Source organism: Streptomyces sp. NPDC001634 (assembly GCF_040298185.1).
In the GTDB taxonomy this organism is placed as follows: domain Bacteria; phylum Actinomycetota; class Actinomycetes; order Streptomycetales; family Streptomycetaceae; genus Streptomyces.
In genome coordinates this window covers 1-18,479 of the sequence record NZ_JBEOZU010000024.1, presented here as the reverse complement: position 1 = coordinate 18,479, position 18,479 = coordinate 1, and the positions used below count along the sequence as shown (strand labels likewise).

Here is an 18,479-nt window from a genome sequence, read left to right as displayed (position 1 = left end):
CAAGGTGCTGGAGGATCCGTGGACCTGTCCCTGTCGACCCGTACCGTCGGCGATCGTACGGTCGTCGAGGTCGGTGGCGAAATCGACGTATATACCGCGCCCAAGCTGCGCGAGCAGCTGGTCGAGCTGGTGAACGACGGGAATTTCCACCTCGTCGTCGACATGGAGGGCGTGGACTTCCTCGACTCCACTGGGCTCGGCGTGCTGGTGGGCGGACTTAAGCGTGTGCGGGCCCACGAGGGCTCCCTGCGCCTGGTGTGCAACCAGGAGCGCATTCTCAAGATCTTCCGTATCACCGGTCTCACCAAGGTGTTCCCGATCCACACCTCGGTCGATGAAGCGGTGGCGGCCACCGACTGACCCCGTTTCCGGGCCGTAGTGCCCGGACGGCAGAAGTAATGAGGGGGACCGGGCCCCAGTGCCCGGCCCCCTGACTGCACGCCCGAGTCCCGAGGGGGATGCATGGCCACCGTTGAACTCCGCTTCAGCGCGTTGCCCGAGCACGTCAGGACCGCCCGACTGGTGGCGGCAGCGGTGGCGCGCAGGGCCGGAGTGGACGAGGCCGTACTCGACGAGGTCAGGCTCGCCGTCGGCGAGGCCTGCTCCCGTGCCGTCGGACTGCACCAGAGCAACGGCATCTCGGCGCCGGTGCGGGTGCTGCTGACCGAGGAGGAGAAGGAGTTCTCCATCGAGGTCGGCGACGAGGCGCCGCATATGGTGCCCGGTGACAAGGCGCCGGGTGCCGTCGACGCCCACGACTCGGACGCGGAGACCGAGGAGGACGAGATGGGCCTCGCGGTCATCAGTGGTCTCGTCGACGACGTCGAGGTCACCGCCGGGGAGAACGGCGGACAGATCAGGATGAGCTGGCCGACCACGCCGCCCGCCACGCTCACCGCCTGAAACTCCTCTCTCGTACGTGCCGAAGGGCCCTGCCTGTGCAGGGCCCTTCTTTTTGTAAAGTCGTACCGCCTTCGTGAATTGCTTCACGATCAATCACCCGATAATTTGATCAAGCGGCAATCCAGTCAATGGGTTTGGGGCATTACCTCTTTTGGGTTCTGTGGCCTGCGCGTGATCTTATGCTGAAGAGCATGTGAAGGCTAATTCCGTTTACCGCGCACTGTTTTGATCAGGTTCCGCTACCTACAATCCGTCCACATCTTGAGCTCAGCCCAAGCGTCAAGGAGGACGAATGGCGGGGCTTTCTACCCCTCAACAGTTTGACCATCCCACAACCCTCGCAGCCGCAGTACTGACCGACAGCAACCGCATGATCGTCGTGGTCATCGGGGCTGTCGCCCTCGCGGCCCTCGTGGTCGCCGGGATTCTGGTGCGCCAGGTGCTGGCGGCGGGCGAGGGCACCGACAGCATGAAGAAGATCGCGGCGGCGGTCCAGGAAGGCGCGAACGCCTATCTGGCCCGGCAACTGCGCACGCTCGGCGTATTCGCCGTGGTCGTGTTCTTCCTGCTCATGCTGCTGCCCGCGGACGACTGGAATCAGCGCGCCGGACGGTCGGTGTTCTTCCTGATCGGCGCGGTGTTCTCGGCTGCCACCGGCTATATCGGTATGTGGCTCGCGGTACGGAGCAATGTGCGGGTTGCCGCAGCGGCCCGCGAGGCGACCCCGGCCGAGGGTGAGCCGAAAAAGGATCTCACCGCTGTTTCGCACAAGGCGATGAAGATCGCGTTCCGCACGGGTGGAGTCGTCGGCATGTTCACGGTGGGCCTCGGTCTGCTGGGCGCCTCCTGTGTGGTGCTGGTGTACGCGGCGAATGCGCCGAAGGTCCTGGAGGGCTTCGGCCTCGGGGCGGCGCTGATCGCCATGTTCATGCGTGTCGGAGGCGGCATCTTCACCAAGGCCGCCGACGTCGGCGCCGACCTGGTCGGCAAGGTCGAGCAGGGCATTCCGGAGGACGACCCACGCAATGCCGCGACCATCGCCGACAACGTGGGCGACAACGTCGGCGACTGCGCGGGCATGGCGGCCGACCTCTTCGAGTCGTACGCCGTGACGCTGGTGGCCGCGCTGATCCTCGGCAAGGCGGCGTTCGGCGACTCCGGACTGGCGTTCCCGCTGATCGTGCCCGCCATCGGGGTCCTGACCGCGATGATCGGCATCTTCGCCGTGGCGCCACGCCGTGCCGACCGCAGCGGCATGTCCGCGATCAACCGGGGCTTCTTCATCTCCGCGGTGATCTCGCTGGCGTTGGTCACCGTGGCCGTCTTCAGCTATCTGCCGTCGTCGTACGCCGACCTCAAGGGCGTCTCCGACGCGGCGATCCGGGCCAAGGACGGCGATCCGCGGATCCTCGCCCTCATCGCGGTGGCCATCGGCATCGTGCTCGCCGCCCTGATCCAGCAGCTGACGGGCTACTTCACCGAGACCACGCGCCGTCCGGTGCGGGACATCGGAAAGACCTCGCTGACCGGTCCGGCCACCGTGGTGCTCGCCGGTATCGCCGTCGGTCTGGAGTCGGCCGTCTACACCGCGCTGCTGATCGGGCTCGGTGTGTACGGGGCGTTCCTGCTCGGCGGTACGTCGATCATGCTCGCCCTGTTTGCGGTGGCGCTGGCCGGCACGGGCCTGCTCACCACGGTCGGCGTGATCGTCGCCATGGACACCTTCGGTCCGGTCTCCGACAACGCGCAGGGCATCGCCGAGATGTCCGGCGACGTCCAGGGCTCGGGCGCGCAGGTGCTCACCGACCTGGACGCCGTGGGCAACACCACCAAGGCGATCACCAAGGGCATCGCCATCGCCACGGCCGTCCTCGCGGCCTCGGCGCTGTTCGGCTCGTACCGCGACGCGATCACCACGGCCGCACAGGACGTGGGCGAGAAGGTCGGCGACGGCGGGCCGATGAGTCTGGTCATGGACATCTCGCAGCCCAACAACCTGGTCGGCCTCATCGCCGGCGCGGCGGTCGTCTTCCTCTTCTCGGGGCTGGCGATCAACGCGGTGTCGCGGGCGGCGGGCGCGGTGGTCTTCGAGGTGCGCCGGCAGTTCCGGGAGCACCCCGGGATCATGACCTACACGGAGAAGCCCGAGTACGGCAAGGTCGTCGACATCTGCACCAAGGACGCCCTCAGGGAGCTGGCCACCCCCGGTCTGCTCGCCGTCATGGCGCCCATCGCCCTCGGGTTCACGCTCGGGGTCGGTGCACTCGGGGCTTATCTCGCGGGCGCGATCGGCACCGGAACGCTGATGGCGGTCTTCCTCGCCAACTCCGGCGGCGCCTGGGACAACGCGAAGAAGCTCGTCGAGGACGGTCACCACGGCGGCAAGGGCAGCGAGGCGCACGCCGCGACGGTGATCGGCGACACGGTCGGCGACCCCTTCAAGGACACCGCGGGACCGGCGATCAACCCGCTGCTGAAGGTGATGAACCTGGTGTCACTGCTCATCGCGCCCGCGGTCGTCAAGTTCTCGTACGGCAGCGACAAGAGCCTCGCCGTACGGATCCTGATCGCCGTGCTCGCGATCGTCGTGATCGTGCTCGCGGTGTACATCTCCAAGCGGCGCGGAATCGCCGTGGGTGACGAAGGCAACGCCGAGAGGGTCTCCAAGTCGGCTGATCCGGCGGTGGTTTCGTAGCCGGTTCCACGGCACCCGCTCTTCCACCTGGTCAGCTACGGGCCCACGGGCGGGCGTACGGCGCACATCGAGGCGCCGTACGCCCGCCCTGTCCGTGTTCGTGGCCCTCTGCGTGAGCCTTCTCTCTCTTGGTGCAAATAGCTTCAACAGCGGTCAAAAGTGATATTTACCGTGCGGCTGTCGCCCGGTTGGCGTGTATGTTCCGGGGCCGAGAGAGCCATGGAAGGGACCAATCCGGTGAACAAGAAGCTCGCGGCCGCACTGTCCGGCGGTGCGGTACTGGTACTGGCGCTGTCGGGGTGCACCAGCAGCAGCGCAAGCAGCGGGAACGACGACAAGCTGGGCACCTGGGCCAAGCAGGTGTGCGACGCGGTACAGCCGCAGGCCAAGAAGATCGCCGACGCGAGCACCGCGATCCAGAAGCAGACCTCGGACAACAGCACGCCGGAGCAGGTCCAGAAGACCGACTCCCAGGCCTTCCAGGACATGTCCGACGCCTACAAGGCGATCGGGGCGGCCGTTCAGCAGGCCGGGGCGCCGGCCGTCGACAACGGTGCGACGAAGCAGAAGAACGCGGTCAAGGAGCTCGACGACATCTCCACGGCGTACGCCGAACTCAAGAAGCAGGTGGACGGGCTCAACACGAAGGACCAGGCGAAGTTCGCGGACGGGCTCAAGGGGATCGCGACGCAGCTGGACAAGCTGAGCAAGAGCGGTAACGACGCGTTGAAGGAGCTGGAGGCGGGCGACGTCGGCAAGGCGATGACGAAGCAGGCGAGCTGCAAGTCCGCGTCCACATCCGCGTCGGCTCCTGCTTCGGCGACGGCCGGCTGAGTCGCGCGTTCCGGGTACCTGCGGAAGGAGGGCCCACGGCGGTGAACGCACGCGGTGGGCCTTCCCACGCCACAGCCTCCCCACGCCACAATGGGGGGCGTGAGTAACTCCGGTCTGTCCACTCTGCCCTCCACCGACCGCGCCGAGGTCATCGCCCGGCTGCGGGAGGCCCTGCTCGCGGCATCCTTCACCGCCGACGGTCTGCTCGAGCTGCTCGGGGCGCCCGCGTACGCGGCGCTCGCGCGGAGCGAGACCGTACCCGCGCTCCGGGCGACGCGCGGGGACGCGCCGCTGGAGGCGCTCGTACGGCTGTTCCTGCTGCAGCAACCCGTGCCCCACGCGCGTGTGGAGGGCGTGCTGCCCGTGGACGCGTGCGTGGAGGCGGGCTGGCTCGTCCGCACCGGCGGGGACGAGGTCGCCGCGACCGTGGACGTCCGGCCCTACGGAGGACCCGGCGGCGAGGACTGGTTCATCGTCTCCGACCTGGGGTGCGCGGTCGGCGGAGCGGGTGGCATCGGCAGCAAGGAGGAGGGCGTCGTCCTGGGGGTCGGCGGTGCCTCCACCACCCTCGCCGGTATCACCGTACGGACCCCCGTCGACTCGGCTCTCGACCTCGGCACCGGCTCCGGGATCCAGGCGCTGCACGCCGCCCAGCACGCCATGCAGGTGACCGCGACCGACGTCAACCCGCGCGCCCTGCGCATCTCCGCGCTCACGCTCGCGCTGTCCGGCGCCCCGGCCGCGGACGTCCGCCAGGGGTCGTTGTTCGAGCCGATCCGGGACGACGAGACGTACGACCTGATCGTGTCCAACCCGCCCTTTGTGATCTCCCCCGGAGCCCGGCTCACCTATCGCGACGGCGGCATGGGCGGGGACGATCTGTGCCGCACGCTCGTTCAGCAGGCGGGGGAGCGGCTGAACGAGGGCGGGTTCGCGCAGTTCCTCGCCAACTGGCAGCACGTGGAAGGGGAGGACTGGCAGGACCGGCTGCGCTCATGGGTGCCGCGCGGATGCGACGCCTGGATCGTGCAGCGCGAGGTCCAGGACGTCACGCAGTACGCCGAGTTGTGGCTGCGCGACGCCGGCGACCACCATGGCGAGGTGGCCGAGTACCAGGCGCGGTACGACGCGTGGCTGGACGAGTTCGAGGCACGCAAGGTGCGGGCGGTCGGCTTCGGCTGGATCGCGCTGCGCAGGACGGACGCCGCCGAGCCCTCGATCACCGTCGAGGAATGGCCGCATCCGGTCGAACAACCGCTCGGCGACACCGTGCGCGCGCACTTCGACCGCATCGACTACCTGCGGGCGCACGACGACGCTGCTCTGCTCGCCGGCCACTTCAGGCTCGTCGCCGAGGTTGTCCAGGAGCAGGTCGGGCTGCCGGGCGCCGAGGACCCGGAGCATGTGGTGCTGCGGCAGAACCGCGGGATGCGGCGCGCCACCAAGGTGGACACGGTCGGCGCAGGCTTCGCCGGTGTCTGCGACGGCACGCTGAGCGCGGGGCGGATTCTCGACGCCATCGCCCAACTGGTCGGCGAGGACCCGGTGTTGCTGCGCGACCGGACGCCGGCTCAGATCCGGCTGCTGGTCGAGCAGGGGTTCCTGGAGCCCGCGCACTGAGGTGGACGCGTACTCCTGGAGCCCGCGCACTGAGATGGACCCGCACTCCTGGAGCCCGCGCACTGAGGTGGACCCGTACTCCAGGGACTCGCCGTCCTGGACACGCTCACGGCGGGGCACCGGATGGGCATCGTCCACCGGGATGTGAAACCGGCCAACCTCCGGCCGGCGCCGAGGCTCCGGGCGACCCCCACGCGCGCGTGCTGCGCCGCCGGCCTGTTCTCGCAATGACAGTTGCCGGGCGGCGCGGGTGACGCATGGCGGGCCGTCCGCCCTGCGTTCACCCCAGGTTCGTGTGCCGGCTTTCCGGGCGTGTCAGCCTCCCGAGGCTGAGCAGTCCGGGGTGGGAGGAACGGGACCATGGAGAGCGGACCGGCGATCTTCGCGGGTACGGTGTTCGCCCTGTTCGGAGGCGGGCTGCTGACGTGGACCGCGACCCGGCTGCACCGCCGTGAACCTGTCGCCGAGGGTGTGAGCCACGTCGCATCTGTCGCCCTCGCGTTTCTCGCCGCCGTGGCCGCGCTCGCCGCCGGGGCATGGTGCTTCATGCGCCTCTGACATCACGGTTCCCGGCCACCGGGCGGTCGGGACTCGGGTAACTGGGAGATCACCCTCCGGATAGGGCCGAAAGGGCTGGTGGACACTCCGGGCGGCAGGAATGCCGGTAGTCGGGTTACCGTTCGAGTGGCCGTTGCGGGCTTTTCCCGTTTGACACGGGGGCGGGATGTACCGTCACACTCCGCAGCGTCACCAGTGAGTGAGCCGAAGGAGCGCGACGGTGTCGAGAGAGCGAAAGGCGCGGAGGCCCGAAGGGCTGAGCACGATCGCCGCCTCGACACCGGCTGTAGCGCTCCGCAGGTGAGCGACCATGAAAGCAGTCCCGACCCCGGGATGAAGGCCTGGGGAGGCCCCAGCGTCGACCGGAGAGAAGAGCGAAGTTGTCCCCGACCAGCGAGACCGCACAGGGCGGCCGCCGACTCGTCATCGTCGAGTCGCCTGCCAAGGCGAAGACGATCAAGGGCTACCTGGGCCCCGGCTACGTAGTCGAAGCGAGCGTCGGGCACATCCGCGACCTTCCGAACGGGGCCGCGGAGGTCCCCGAGAAGTACACCGGCGAGGTCCGCCGCCTCGGCGTGGACGTCGAACACGATTTCCAGCCGATCTACGTCGTCAATGCCGACAAGAAGGCGCAGGTCAAGAAGCTCAAGGATCTGCTGCGCGACTCCGACGAGCTCTTCCTCGCCACCGATGAGGACCGCGAGGGCGAGGCCATCGCATGGCACCTCCAGGAGGTGCTGAAGCCGAAGGTCCCGGTCAAGCGGATGGTGTTCCACGAGATCACCAAGGACGCGATCCAGCAGGCCGTGCGCAACCCGCGCGAGCTGAACCAGAAGCTCGTCGACGCCCAGGAAACCCGCCGCATCCTCGACCGCCTCTACGGCTACGAGGTCTCGCCGGTCCTGTGGAAGAAGGTCATGCCGCGCCTGTCGGCGGGCCGTGTCCAGTCCGTGGCGACCCGGCTCGTCGTGGAGCGGGAGCGCGAGCGCATGGCGTTCCGCTCCGCGGAGTACTGGGACCTGACCGGCACCTTCGGCACCGGCCGCGCCGGCGACCCGTCCGACCCGTCGTCCCTGGTGGCGAGGCTCGCGACGGTCGACGGCAAGCGCGTGGCGCAGGGCCGCGACTTCGACTCGGTGGGCCGGCTGAAGGGCGCGAACACGCTGCACCTCGACGAGGCGAACGCCCGTGCGCTGGCCGCCGCCCTGGAGAACACGCGGTTCTCGGTCCGCTCGGTCGAGTCCAAGCCGTACCGCCGCTCGCCGTACGCGCCGTTCCGTACGACGACGCTCCAGCAGGAGGCCAGCCGCAAGCTCGGCTTCGGCGCGAAGGCCACGATGCAGATCGCGCAGAAGCTGTACGAGAACGGCTTCATCACGTACATGCGTACGGACTCCACGACCCTGTCGGACACGGCGATCACCGCCGCCCGAGCCCAGGTCACGCAGCTGTACGGCGCGGACTACCTGCCTCAGCAGCCCCGTACGTACGCCGCCAAGGTCAAGAACGCGCAGGAGGCGCACGAGGCCATCCGGCCCTCGGGTGATCGTTTCCGCACCCCGGCCGAGACGGGACTGACCGGCGACCAGTTCAAGCTCTACGAGCTGATCTGGAAGCGGACCGTCGCCTCCCAGATGAAGGACGCGACCGGTAACTCGGTCACGGTGAAGATCGGCGGCATGGCCGCCGACGGGCGGGACGCCGAGTTCAGCGCGTCCGGCAAGACGATCACCTTCCACGGCTTCCTGAAGGCGTACGTCGAGGGCGCCGACGACCCGAACGCCGAGCTCGACGACCGCGAGCGCCGGCTGCCGCAGGTTGCCGAGGGCGAAGCGCTGACCGCGGAGGAGATTACCGCCGACGGCCACTCGACCAAGCCCCCGGCCCGCTACACCGAGGCCTCGCTGGTCAAGGAGCTCGAAGAGCGCGAGATCGGCCGTCCGTCGACGTACGCGTCGATCATCGGCACGATCCTCGACCGCGGATATGTGTTCAAGAAGGGCACCGCCCTGGTGCCTTCCTTCCTGTCCTTCGCCGTGGTCAACCTGCTGGAGAAGCACTTCGGGCGGCTCGTCGACTACGACTTCACCGCCAAGATGGAGGACGACCTCGACCGCATCGCCCGGGGCGAGGCGCAGGCCGTGCCGTGGCTGAAGCGGTTCTACTTCGGCGAAGGCACGGGCGACGGCGGCGCCGCGGACGCCGGCAACGGCGACGGGGACCACCTCGGCGGCCTCAAGGAGCTGGTGACCGACCTGGGCGCGATCGACGCGCGCGAGGTGTCGTCGTTCCCCGTGGGCAATGACATCGTGCTGCGGGTCGGCCGCTACGGCCCGTACATCGAGCGTGGCGAGAAGGAAACCGAGAACCACCAGCGCGCCGACATCCCGGCCGACCTGGCGCCGGACGAGCTGACCATCGAGCTGGCCGAGGAACTGCTCGCCAAGCCGAGCGGCGAGCGCCCGCTGGGCACCGACCCGGAGACGAACCACCCGATCGTCGCCAAGGACGGCCGCTACGGCCCGTACGTCACGGAGATCCTCCCCGAGGGCACCCCGAAGACGGGCAAGAACGCCGTCAAGCCGCGTACGGCCTCGCTGTTCAAGTCGATGTCCCTGGACACGGTCACACTGGACGACGCGCTGAAGCTGATGTCCCTGCCGCGGGTCGTCGGCACGGACGCGGACGGTGTGGAGATCACCGCGCAGAACGGTCGCTACGGGCCGTACCTGAAGAAGGGCACTGACTCGCGGTCGCTGCAGTCCGAGGACCAGATCTTCACGATCACACTGCAGGAGGCGCAGGCGATCTACGCCCAGCCCAAGCAGCGTGGCCGCGCCGCCGCCAAGCCGCCGCTGAAGGAGCTGGGCGAGGACCCGGTCAGCGGGAAGCCGGTCGTCGTCAAGGACGGTCGCTTCGGTCCGTACGTCACGGACGGCGAGACCAACGCGACCCTGCGCTCCGGCGACAGCGTCGAGACGATCAGCCCGGAGCGCGGCTTCGAACTGCTCGCGGAGAAGCGCGCCAAGACGCCCGCCAAGAAGACCGCCGCCAAGAAGACCGCCGCCAAGAAGGCGCCGGCCAAGAAGACGGCGTCGACGGCGGCGAAGAAGACGGCTGCCAGGAAGACCACCACCGCGAAGACCACCACCGCCAAGACCACCGTGAAGAAGACGACGGCCAAGAAGACCGCCGCCGCGAAGACGGCAGCGTCGAAGGACACGGCCGAAGGCTGAGCTGGCGAAGATTTTTCGCCACGGTCCTGCACGTCCGGTTCGCGAAACGCACGCCTCGGCATCACTTTGATGACGGGGCGTGCGCACGTTCGGACGGCTGCCACAGGCTGTCGGTGGCGCCCGATAGGCTGAAAGCATGACGCGAGCCGAGCAGCCAACGGCCCACACCCCGACCCCCGACGACGCCCTGGTCGCAGATTCCCGTGAGCGCGCCGTCCGCGCTCTGCTGGGCCGGCCGCAGCTGAAACGGCTGTGGAGCGCCCAGCTCGTGGGCGGTGTCGGCGACGTCCTCGCCCTGCTCGTCCTGGTCATGCTGGCTCTCCAGGCGGCCATCGCGGACGGCTCCTTCGGCGGTGGCTACCGGGGAGTGGCCTTCGCGATCGCGACCGTCTTCGGTGCGCGGATCCTGGCCACCCTGCTTTTCGGGGCAGTCCTCCTCGGCCCGCTCAACGCCCTGACGTCCCAGGAGGGGCCGCTCGACCGCCGCTGGACCATGGTCGGCGCGGACGCACTGCGGGCCGCCCTGCTGATCGTCGCCCCCCTGTGGATCGACTGGACTCCGGGCGATGCGCTCGCGGTCCTGCTGGTGACGGCCTTCGTGACCGGCGTCGCCGAACGCTTCTGGACGGTGTGCCGCGAGAGCGCGGCGCCCGCCCTGCTGCCCGCGCCGCCCCTGGAGGGTGCGACGGTGCGCCCGCTGCCGGACCACATGGACGCGCTGCGGCGCCTTTCGTTGCGTACGGGATTCGTGGCGGTGCCGCTCGCCGCCGCCGGGCTTGTCGTCGTGTCGCTGCTGAACAACCTGCTGGGCGCGGGCATCGCCTGGTTCGCCCAGCACCAGGCGGCCCTCGCCTCGTACGTCGCGGCCGGGCTCTTCGCCGCCTCGCTGTCGGTGGTCACCTCCCTCGAACTGCCCGACACCCGCACCCCCCGCGCGCGGTCGCCGCTGGAGGGACTGCGCCGCCCCAAGACGGGCACAGGCGCCGACAAGGGTCGTACGGGCGCGATCCCGCTGCTCGTGCTCGCCTGCGCGGCCGTCGCCGGGGCCGTCTCGGCCGCCGTCGCCGTCTCCGTGCTGCAGGCCAAGGACATGGGCGGCGGCCCGGTGACGTACGGCCTGCTGGTCCTCGCGCTGACCGGTGGCACGGTCGTCGGCATCCGTACGGCGCCCAGGGTGCTGCCGTCGCTGTCGCGGCGCCGGCTGCTCGCGATCGCGATCGCCTTCACCGGGATCGCGCTGCTCGCCGGGGGGCTCGTCCCGGATGTCACCACCGTGCTGCTGATCCTGGCTCTCGCGGGCATCGGTTCCGGCGTCGCCGCGAACACCGGGCACACGCTGCTCGACCAGGAGGCCGAGGACAACCGGCGGGCACGGACGACCGAGCATCTGCACGCGGTCGTCCGGGTCTGCGTCGCCCTGGGCGCGCTGGTGGCCCCGGTGGTGGCCGGGGGGATCGGGCCGCACCGGCTGGTGAACGGCAAGTTCGTGTTCGCGCACGGGGGCGCCGCCTTCACTCTGATGCTGGTCGGCGCGCTGCTGCTGCCGGTCGCCGCGCTGGTCCTCGCCAAGGTCGACGACCGCTCCGGGGTGCCGCTGCGGCACGACCTGCGCGACGCGCTGCGCGGCGACGACCCGGTGCAGGCGACTGCGGCGAGCGGATTCTTCATCGCCCTGGAGGGCGGCGACGGTGCCGGGAAGTCCACTCAGGCCGAGGCACTCGCCGAGTGGATCCGGGCCAAGGGGCATGAGGTCGTCCTGACCCGCGAGCCGGGTGCGACGCCGGTCGGCAAGCGGCTGCGGTCGATCCTGCTGGATGTCTCCAGCGCCGGCCTGTCGCACCGCGCGGAAGCGCTCCTGTACGCGGCGGACCGTGCGGAGCACGTGGACACGGTGGTGCGCCCGGCGCTCGAGCGGGGCGCGGTCGTGATCTCGGACCGGTACATCGACTCGTCCGTGGCCTATCAGGGGGCGGGCCGTGATCTGTCCCCGACCGAGATCGCCCGGATCAACCGGTGGGCGACCAACGGTCTTGTGCCGCATCTGACCGTCCTGCTGGATGTGGCGCCGGAGACCGCGCGTGAGCGGTTCACCGAGGCGCCGGACCGGCTGGAGTCGGAGCCGGCCGAGTTCCACGCGCGCGTGCGGTCCGGTTTCCTCACGCTGGCCGCCGCCGATCCCGGGCGCTACCTGATCGTCGACGCCGGGCAGGAGCCCGAGGCGGTCACGACTGTGATCCGGCACCGGCTCGACCAGATGCTGCCGCTGTCCGAGGCCGAGGTGAAGGCACAGGAGGAGGCACGCAGGAAGGCCGAGGAGGAGGCCCGGCGCAAGGCCGAGGAAGAGGCCGCGCGCAAGGCCGAGGAGGAGCGGCTGGAGCGCGAGCGCCAGGAGCAGCTCGCCAAGCTCCGGGCCGAGGAGGAAGAGCGCAAGCGGCGCGAGCTGGAGGAGGCGCAGCGCCGCGAGGCCGAGCGGCAGGCGGAGGAGGCCCGGCAGCGGGCCGAGGAAGCCCGTCGGCGCGCCGAGGAGGAGCGGGCGCGGCTTCTTGCGGAGGAGGAGGCGCGGGCGGCCGAGGAGGCGCGCAGGAAGGCCGAGGAGGAACGGCGGCGCAAGCAGGCCGAGGAGGAGGCCCGGCTGCGGGCCGAGGCCGAGGAACGGCGCCTGGAGAAGCAGCGGAAGGCCGAGGAGGCGCTGCTGCGGGCCGAGGAGGCACGCCGGGCGGCGGCCGAGGCGTCGGCATCGGCTGCCGTGGCGGCGTCGGGCCCGGTGTCGGGTGCTTCTGGTTCCGGGGGTTCCGGTTCCGGAGGCTCTGGTGCCGGTGTGACCGGGGGTGCGTCCGGGGGTGCGTCCTCGGCGGGCTCGTCGCCGGACACCGAGACCACCGTCCCCACGCCACTGGTGACGCCGTCGAACGCGTCGGGCGGATCGAACGCGTCGGGCGGATCGAATGCGTCGGGCGGGCCGAAAGCGTCGGGCGGGCCGACGGACGAGACGACCGTACTGCGGCCGGTGCATGCCGGGGAGTCCGACCAGGAGACCACGGCCAAGCTGCCGAAGCCGGATGTGCCGCAGGGGGCTGCCGACGAGACGGCGGTGCTGCCGCCGGTGGTGCCGGGTGCCGCGGACGAGACGGCGGTGCTGCCGCCCGTCGTGCCGGGTGCCGCCGATGAGACGGCCGTGCTGCCGCCCGTACGGGACGGTGGTTCCGGTGATCCGGCGGAGCGGGTGCCGCAGGGCTTCTTCCGTGACGAACGTCCGGCGCCGCGGCCCGACGGGGCCGAGGACCGCACGCGTGAGCTGCCTCAGATGGACGACGAGGGCCATCCGCGCCGCCGGCCCCGTCCGGACTGGGCCGAGGAGACCCCGCTGGACGACCTCCCGACCCTGGCGGACGAACTGCTCGGCCCGCGCGAGGACGAGGACTGGGACGACGGCCGGGGGCGCGGACGCCGCCGCTGAGCGCATCTCTCGCTCGCCCCGTTGTCAGTGGCCCCCTTGTCATGGCCCCGTTGTCAGTGGCCCTGTTGTCAGTCGCGACCCGCACAATGGATCGCGGTAAGGGCGAAGTGCGACGGAAGGGCGGTGTCCCGTGACCGTGTGGGACGACCTGGTGGGCCAGGAGAAGGTGAGCGAGCAGCTCGGCGCGGCTGCGCGTGACGCCGACGCCCTGGTCACCGCGGCCGCCGGGGATGCCCCGCCGCCCGAGGCGTCGAAGATGACGCACGCCTGGCTGTTCACGGGCCCGCCCGGCGCGGGGCGTACGCAGGCGGCGCGGGCGTTCGCCGCGGCGCTCCAGTGCGTGAGCCCCGACCGTGCGCTCGGCGGCTCCCCCGGCTGCGGTTTCTGCGACGGCTGCCACACGGCCCTGATCGGCACGCACGCGGATGTGACCACGGTCGCGGCCGTGGGCACGCAGATCCTCGCCGACGACATGCGCGACACCGTCCGCAAGTCGTTCACGTCACCGGCGAACGGCCGCTGGCAGGTGATCCTCGTCGAGGACGCCGAGCGGCTGAACGAGAAGTCGGCCAACGCGGTCCTCAAGGCGGTGGAGGAGCCCGCTCCGCGTACGGTCTGGCTGCTGTGCGCGCCCTCCCTGGAGGACGTCCTGCCGACGATCCGCTCCCGCTGCCGCCACCTGAACCTGCGCACGCCCTCCGTGGAGGCGGTCGCAGACATGCTCGTACGGCGTGACGGCATCGAACCCGAGATCGCGGCCGCCGCCGCCCGCGCCACGCAGGGCCATGTCGACCACGCCCGCCGCCTGGCCACGGACGAGCGGGCCCGCGGGCGCAGGGCCGCTGTCCTGAAGCTCCCGCTGCGCGTCGACGACATCGGCGGCTGCCTCAGGGCCGCCCAGGAGCTGGTCGACGCGGCCACGGAGGACTCCAAGCAGCTCGCGGAGGAACTCGACGCCAAGGAGACGGAGGAGCTGAAGGCGGCGCTCGGCGCGGCGCAGGGCGGCCGGATGCCGCGTGGCACCGCGGGCGTGATGAAGGAGCTGGAGGACAAGCAGAAACGCCGCAGAACGCGCACGCAGCGCGACAGCCTGGACCTGGCCCTCACCGACCTCACGGGCTTCTACCGCGACGTGCTCGCCCTCCAGCTCGGCTCCCGCATCGCCCTCGCCAATACGGACGCCGAGGACGCCCTGGACCGCCTGGCGCGCGGCAGCACGCCGGAGTCCACGTTGCGCCGCATCGAGGCGATCGCCGCGTGCCGGGATGCCTTGGACCGCAATGTGGCCCCTCTGCTGGCGGTGGAGGCGATGACGATGGCGTTGCGAGCGGGGTGAGCCCCCTTGAGCCCCTTGAGAGGGGTAACGGCGCGCGACGAATTGACCGCATCACTCGTACGAGGCGCGTACGCCACTGATAGCGATCAATCCATCTCATAGCGTTACGCTCACAAAATGCACACCAGGCGCATTTCCGGACCGTCCCGCCGTCCCTGCCCGCCCCGCTCCAGCCGGCTCCTCCGTCCGCTGCACCTGCGGACCGGCGGCACGCTGCTCGCCGCCGCCGCGTTGCTCGTCTCGGCCTGTTCCTCAGGGACTTCGACCACGGCGGCGGCGGACGCGGCGCTGGCCGCACTGCCCGGGGCCACGCCGTCGGCGCTGGCTCCGTACTACGAGCAGAAGCTGACCTGGCACAGCTGCGGAGCCACCGGCTTCCAGTGCGCCACGATGAAGGTGCCGCGGGACTACGCCAAGCCCGCCTCGGGCGATGTCGGACTGGCCGTCGCCCGCAAGAAGGCCACGGGCCGGGGCAAGCCCCTCGGCTCGTTGCTGGTGAACCCGGGCGGGCCGGGCGGCTCGGCGATCAAGTATCTGGAACAGTTCGCGGGCGCCGGCTACCCGGCGGAGATCCGCGCCCGCTACAACATGGTCGCCGTCGATCCGCGCGGTGTGGCCCAAAGCGAGCCGGTCGAGTGCCTCAGCGGCCCCCAGATGGACGCGTACGCGCAGACGGACATCACCCCCGACAACCAGAAGGAGACGAACCAGCTGGTTGCAGCGGACAAGCGGTTCGCCGAGGGGTGCGCGAAGCAGTCACCGGAACTGCTGCGCCATGTCTCCACGGTCGAGGCGGCCCGTGACATGGACATCGTGCGCGCGGCGCTGGGCGACAAGAAGCTGAACTACGTGGGGGCCTCGTACGGAACGTTCCTCGGAGCGACGTACGCGGGACTGTTCCCGGACCGGGTCGGCCGCATGGTGCTGGACGGCGCGATGGATCCGTCCGTGTCCGCCCGCAAGCTCAATGAGGACCAGACGGTGGGCTTCGAGACGGCGTTCCAGTCCTTCGCGAAGAACTGCGTCCGGCAGTCGGACTGCCCGTTGGGCGGCCCCGGCACCTCGCCGGCGAAGGTCGGTCGGAATCTGAAGGCGTTCTTCAGGAAGCTCGATGCGTCTCCCCTCCCGACGGGTGACGCGAGCGGCCGAAAGCTCGGCGAGGCCCTGGCCACCACCGGGGTGATCGCGGCGATGTACGACCAGGCGACCTGGCCCCAGCTGCGCGAGGCGCTGACCGAGGCGATGGACAACCACAACGGCGCCGGGCTGCTCCTCCTGTCGGACACCTATTACGAGCGGGGGGCCGACGGCAAGTACTCGAACCTGATGTTCGCGAACGCGGCCGTGAACTGCCTGGACCTGCCGCCCGCGTTCACCTCCCCGCAGCAGGTGCAGAAGGCGCTCCCGACGTTCGAGAAGGAGTCGCCGGTATTCGGGGAGGGGTTGGCCTGGGCGTCGCTGAACTGCGCGTACTGGCCGGTGAAGGCGACGGGACGACCGCACCGCATCACGGCGAAGGGCGCGCCGCCGATTGTGGTGGTGGGCACGACCCGCGACCCGGCGACCCCCTACGCCTGGGCGCGGTCCCTCGCCTCCCAGCTCTCCTCGGGCAGGCTCCTCACCTACGACTCGGACGGCCACACGGCGTACAACCGCGGCAGCAAGTGCATCGACGCGGCGATCGACGCGTATCTGCTCCGGGGCACCCCGCCGGCGAAGGGAAAACGCTGCTCGTAGGCGCCGCCGCTCGCCCCGGAAGCGTCGCTTCCGGGGCGTGGTCAGAGCACCCCCGGAAACTGTGTAGACTTACCGACGTTGCTGATCGCACCATAGTGCGGACGGCGCGCCGCCTTAGCTCAGATGGCCAGAGCAACGCACTCGTAATGCGTAGGTCTCGGGTTCGAATCCCGAAGGCGGCTCCATCGAACCCCAGCCCAGATGGTCTCTGAGCTGGGGTTTTTGCGTTCAGCGGATGCGTCGACGGCGGCGGGAACGGGCCGCGCGGCTGTCGGGGGTCTCAGTTCTGGTCTCAGTGTGGCCGGGCACGGACCTGGCGTGAACACCCCAGCCGTCCAACGAACTGCCAGTGCGGGCTGAACAAGTCGGCTGCGGCAACTAATTGGCAGAGCTAAGGTCGCTGACACAGCAGGCGCGTCACCTTCATAATGGTCGGCGGAAGTGGGACGGTGCGGAGTGAGGCGAGGGTCTTGGGCTTGACGAGCCGGAGCTCCCCGCAACGCGCTGGAGCGCGCGCTCCACGATGAGCGTCTCGCGTCGAAGTCGACCGCATCCCAGCGCAGCCCCGGCAACTGCCCCCGGCGCGTCCCCCGGATCAGGTCGAGCACGTAAAGCGCGTGCAACCGGTCCTCGGTGGACTCACGGATGAGAAGCCGCGCCTCGGCGACGCTGAGCCCCTTCCCGGTGTCGTACGACGGTGTGGGGAACTGTACGAGCTGGGACGTTCCGCACGATCAGTTCCTCATGGCCGAACGGGCTAGTTCAATCTTTTGCCAGCTCCCACGCCTCCAAAATCATAGCTGAGTCATGCCGTCCCAATTGCGAAATACGAGACAAGAGAGACTTGATATATAGGTCGAGACCTAGATCCTCCATGCAGAAAAGCAGTGGGGGAATATCTGCCGTAGCCCGAGACTGGGAAATCACTTCAATCATGATTGGTACTTCGACGGGGTCCATGTCGCGCAGTAGTTCTGCTAGCTTTCCGGGGCTGCGTCGGGCTGCGCACTCCATCTGAATGTGAAGCGCCCAAGAGGGCAAGCCAGATTTTTTGAGTATGCTCATAAGGAGCGAGACTTCGGTGGAGTCGCGGAACCAGGCGAACTGCGCCAATGAGATCTCGGCGAGATTACTGGCGACCCTGCTTGAATCCTGCTGGACCAGCGAGGACAGGAAAATTTGCAGGGATTGTATGCTCCTCTCCTTGCCTACCCGGCCGGCCAATTCTTCTGCCGCGACCTCGTAGCCCTTTTCCCAGAGATTCAAGCAGACCCCTCTAACACTCTCAATGGGTGTCAGCTTGGCAACCGCTCTGCTGAGGTCATAGAGGGCCGACTCGTCTCCCTTTGCTGAAAGTCGAAGGAAGTCGCGTGAAATTTCCATGGCGCTGCGGTTGGCCAGGCTTATATCGCTTCGCTCCCTTTCCTTGGCCGCCTCTTCCCTGGCGCGCTCGAATTTTTGTCGGGTTGCCTCCACTGCGGACTTCCGCACTGCTTCGAGCTCTTCCAGTGTGGATTCGCGCGCTTCTTTCAAGTCTTCGAGTTGCTGCCTGAGCTCGTCTGCAACTGCCTTCGCCTCCGCTGCGGCCCGTTGCGCCTCCTCTAGTTCGTTAGCCTCCCTTGCTTCCTGGCCTGCTTGCGCCTTATCTTCGACCTCTGCCAAACGCTCCTCCAAAATGCGGCACCGGTCCTCGGCTTGACGGCTCGCATCCCTCGCTCGCTCCAGTTCCACGTGTAGCTGCTCAACTTCTACTTTTAGCCGCGCCAACTCCTCTGCGTCCGCCTTTTGGGCGAGGGTCAGGTCTGCGACTGTGTTCTCGCGCTCTCGAACCTCGTTCTCCCAGCGCGCGGTCAGCTCTATTTGCTTTGTCTCAAGCTGGGCAATTCTGTGCTCGCGTATTTGGAGCCCTTCCGTGAGGACCTGCTCGCGAATTACTGCCTGTTGGACGCGTAGGTCTGCTTCTTCGAGTTGGTCTCGAAGATTTTGCACCTCATACAATCTCTTGTTGCTAAGGGCTGTCCCGTAACCGCTGGTCATGCATCGCCAAGCCCCGCGCTGGCTTGCGAGCGCCAGGGTCGTCACTGGGTATCGATGCGCAGATCC

Annotated in this window: 11 protein-coding genes and 1 tRNA gene; 11 read left to right on the top strand and 1 reads right to left on the bottom strand. The window is 69.2% G+C overall.

All coding sequences use genetic code 11. The features are described from left to right. Positions 1–18 precede the first annotated feature (18 nt). From bldG to ABT186_RS17905, 11 genes are all read left to right on the top strand, one after another. Positions 19–360, top strand: a complete 342-nt coding sequence (bldG, locus tag ABT186_RS17955) for an anti-sigma factor antagonist BldG (RefSeq protein WP_009189842.1) — start codon at positions 19–21, stop codon at positions 358–360. 102 nt (positions 361–462) lie between these two features. Beyond that, entirely contained in the window at positions 463–903 is a 441-nt protein-coding gene (locus tag ABT186_RS17950) for an ATP-binding protein (protein ID WP_351225719.1), read from the top strand. 292 nt (positions 904–1,195) lie between these two features. After that, positions 1,196–3,598, top strand: coding sequence for a sodium-translocating pyrophosphatase (locus ABT186_RS17945; RefSeq protein WP_351925733.1), 2,403 nt, complete (start codon positions 1,196–1,198; stop codon positions 3,596–3,598). Between the two features lie 219 nt (positions 3,599–3,817). Continuing rightward, positions 3,818–4,432, top strand: a complete 615-nt coding sequence (locus ABT186_RS17940; protein WP_351235059.1) for a small secreted protein — start codon at positions 3,818–3,820, stop codon at positions 4,430–4,432. Positions 4,433–4,522: 90 nt separating this feature from the next. Beyond that, complete coding sequence (locus ABT186_RS17935) at positions 4,523–6,052, top strand: DUF7059 domain-containing protein (RefSeq protein ID WP_502973241.1); 1,530 nt, start codon at positions 4,523–4,525, stop codon at positions 6,050–6,052. Positions 6,053–6,412: 360 nt separating this feature from the next. After that, positions 6,413–6,610: a hypothetical protein gene (locus tag ABT186_RS17930; RefSeq protein ID WP_351235056.1), complete on the top strand. Its 198-nt coding sequence runs from the start codon at positions 6,413–6,415 to the stop codon at positions 6,608–6,610. A 380-nt stretch (positions 6,611–6,990) separates the two neighbouring features. Further along, the gene (gene topA, locus ABT186_RS17925) at positions 6,991–9,846 is read left to right on the top strand and encodes a type I DNA topoisomerase (RefSeq protein ID WP_351925729.1); all 2,856 of its coding nucleotides are present in this window, start codon (positions 6,991–6,993) and stop codon (positions 9,844–9,846) included. Between the two features lie 136 nt (positions 9,847–9,982). Beyond that, positions 9,983–13,303, top strand: coding sequence for a dTMP kinase (tmk, locus tag ABT186_RS17920; RefSeq protein WP_351925727.1), 3,321 nt, complete (start codon positions 9,983–9,985; stop codon positions 13,301–13,303). A 130-nt stretch (positions 13,304–13,433) separates the two neighbouring features. Beyond that, the gene (locus tag ABT186_RS17915; protein ID WP_351925725.1) at positions 13,434–14,639 is read left to right on the top strand and encodes a DNA polymerase III subunit delta'; all 1,206 of its coding nucleotides are present in this window, start codon (positions 13,434–13,436) and stop codon (positions 14,637–14,639) included. Positions 14,640–14,756: 117 nt separating this feature from the next. Then, a complete protein-coding gene (locus ABT186_RS17910; protein WP_351925723.1) occupies positions 14,757–16,376 on the top strand; it encodes an alpha/beta hydrolase in 1,620 nt (539 codons plus the stop codon). Between the two features lie 108 nt (positions 16,377–16,484). Next, positions 16,485–16,561: transfer RNA gene (locus ABT186_RS17905), tRNA-Thr, on the top strand. A gap of 577 nt (positions 16,562–17,138) precedes the next feature. Here ABT186_RS17905 and ABT186_RS17900 read toward each other — a convergent pair. Continuing rightward, on the bottom strand, positions 17,139–18,479 hold a 1,341-nt coding region (locus tag ABT186_RS17900), incomplete at its 5' end, for a hypothetical protein (protein ID WP_502973240.1).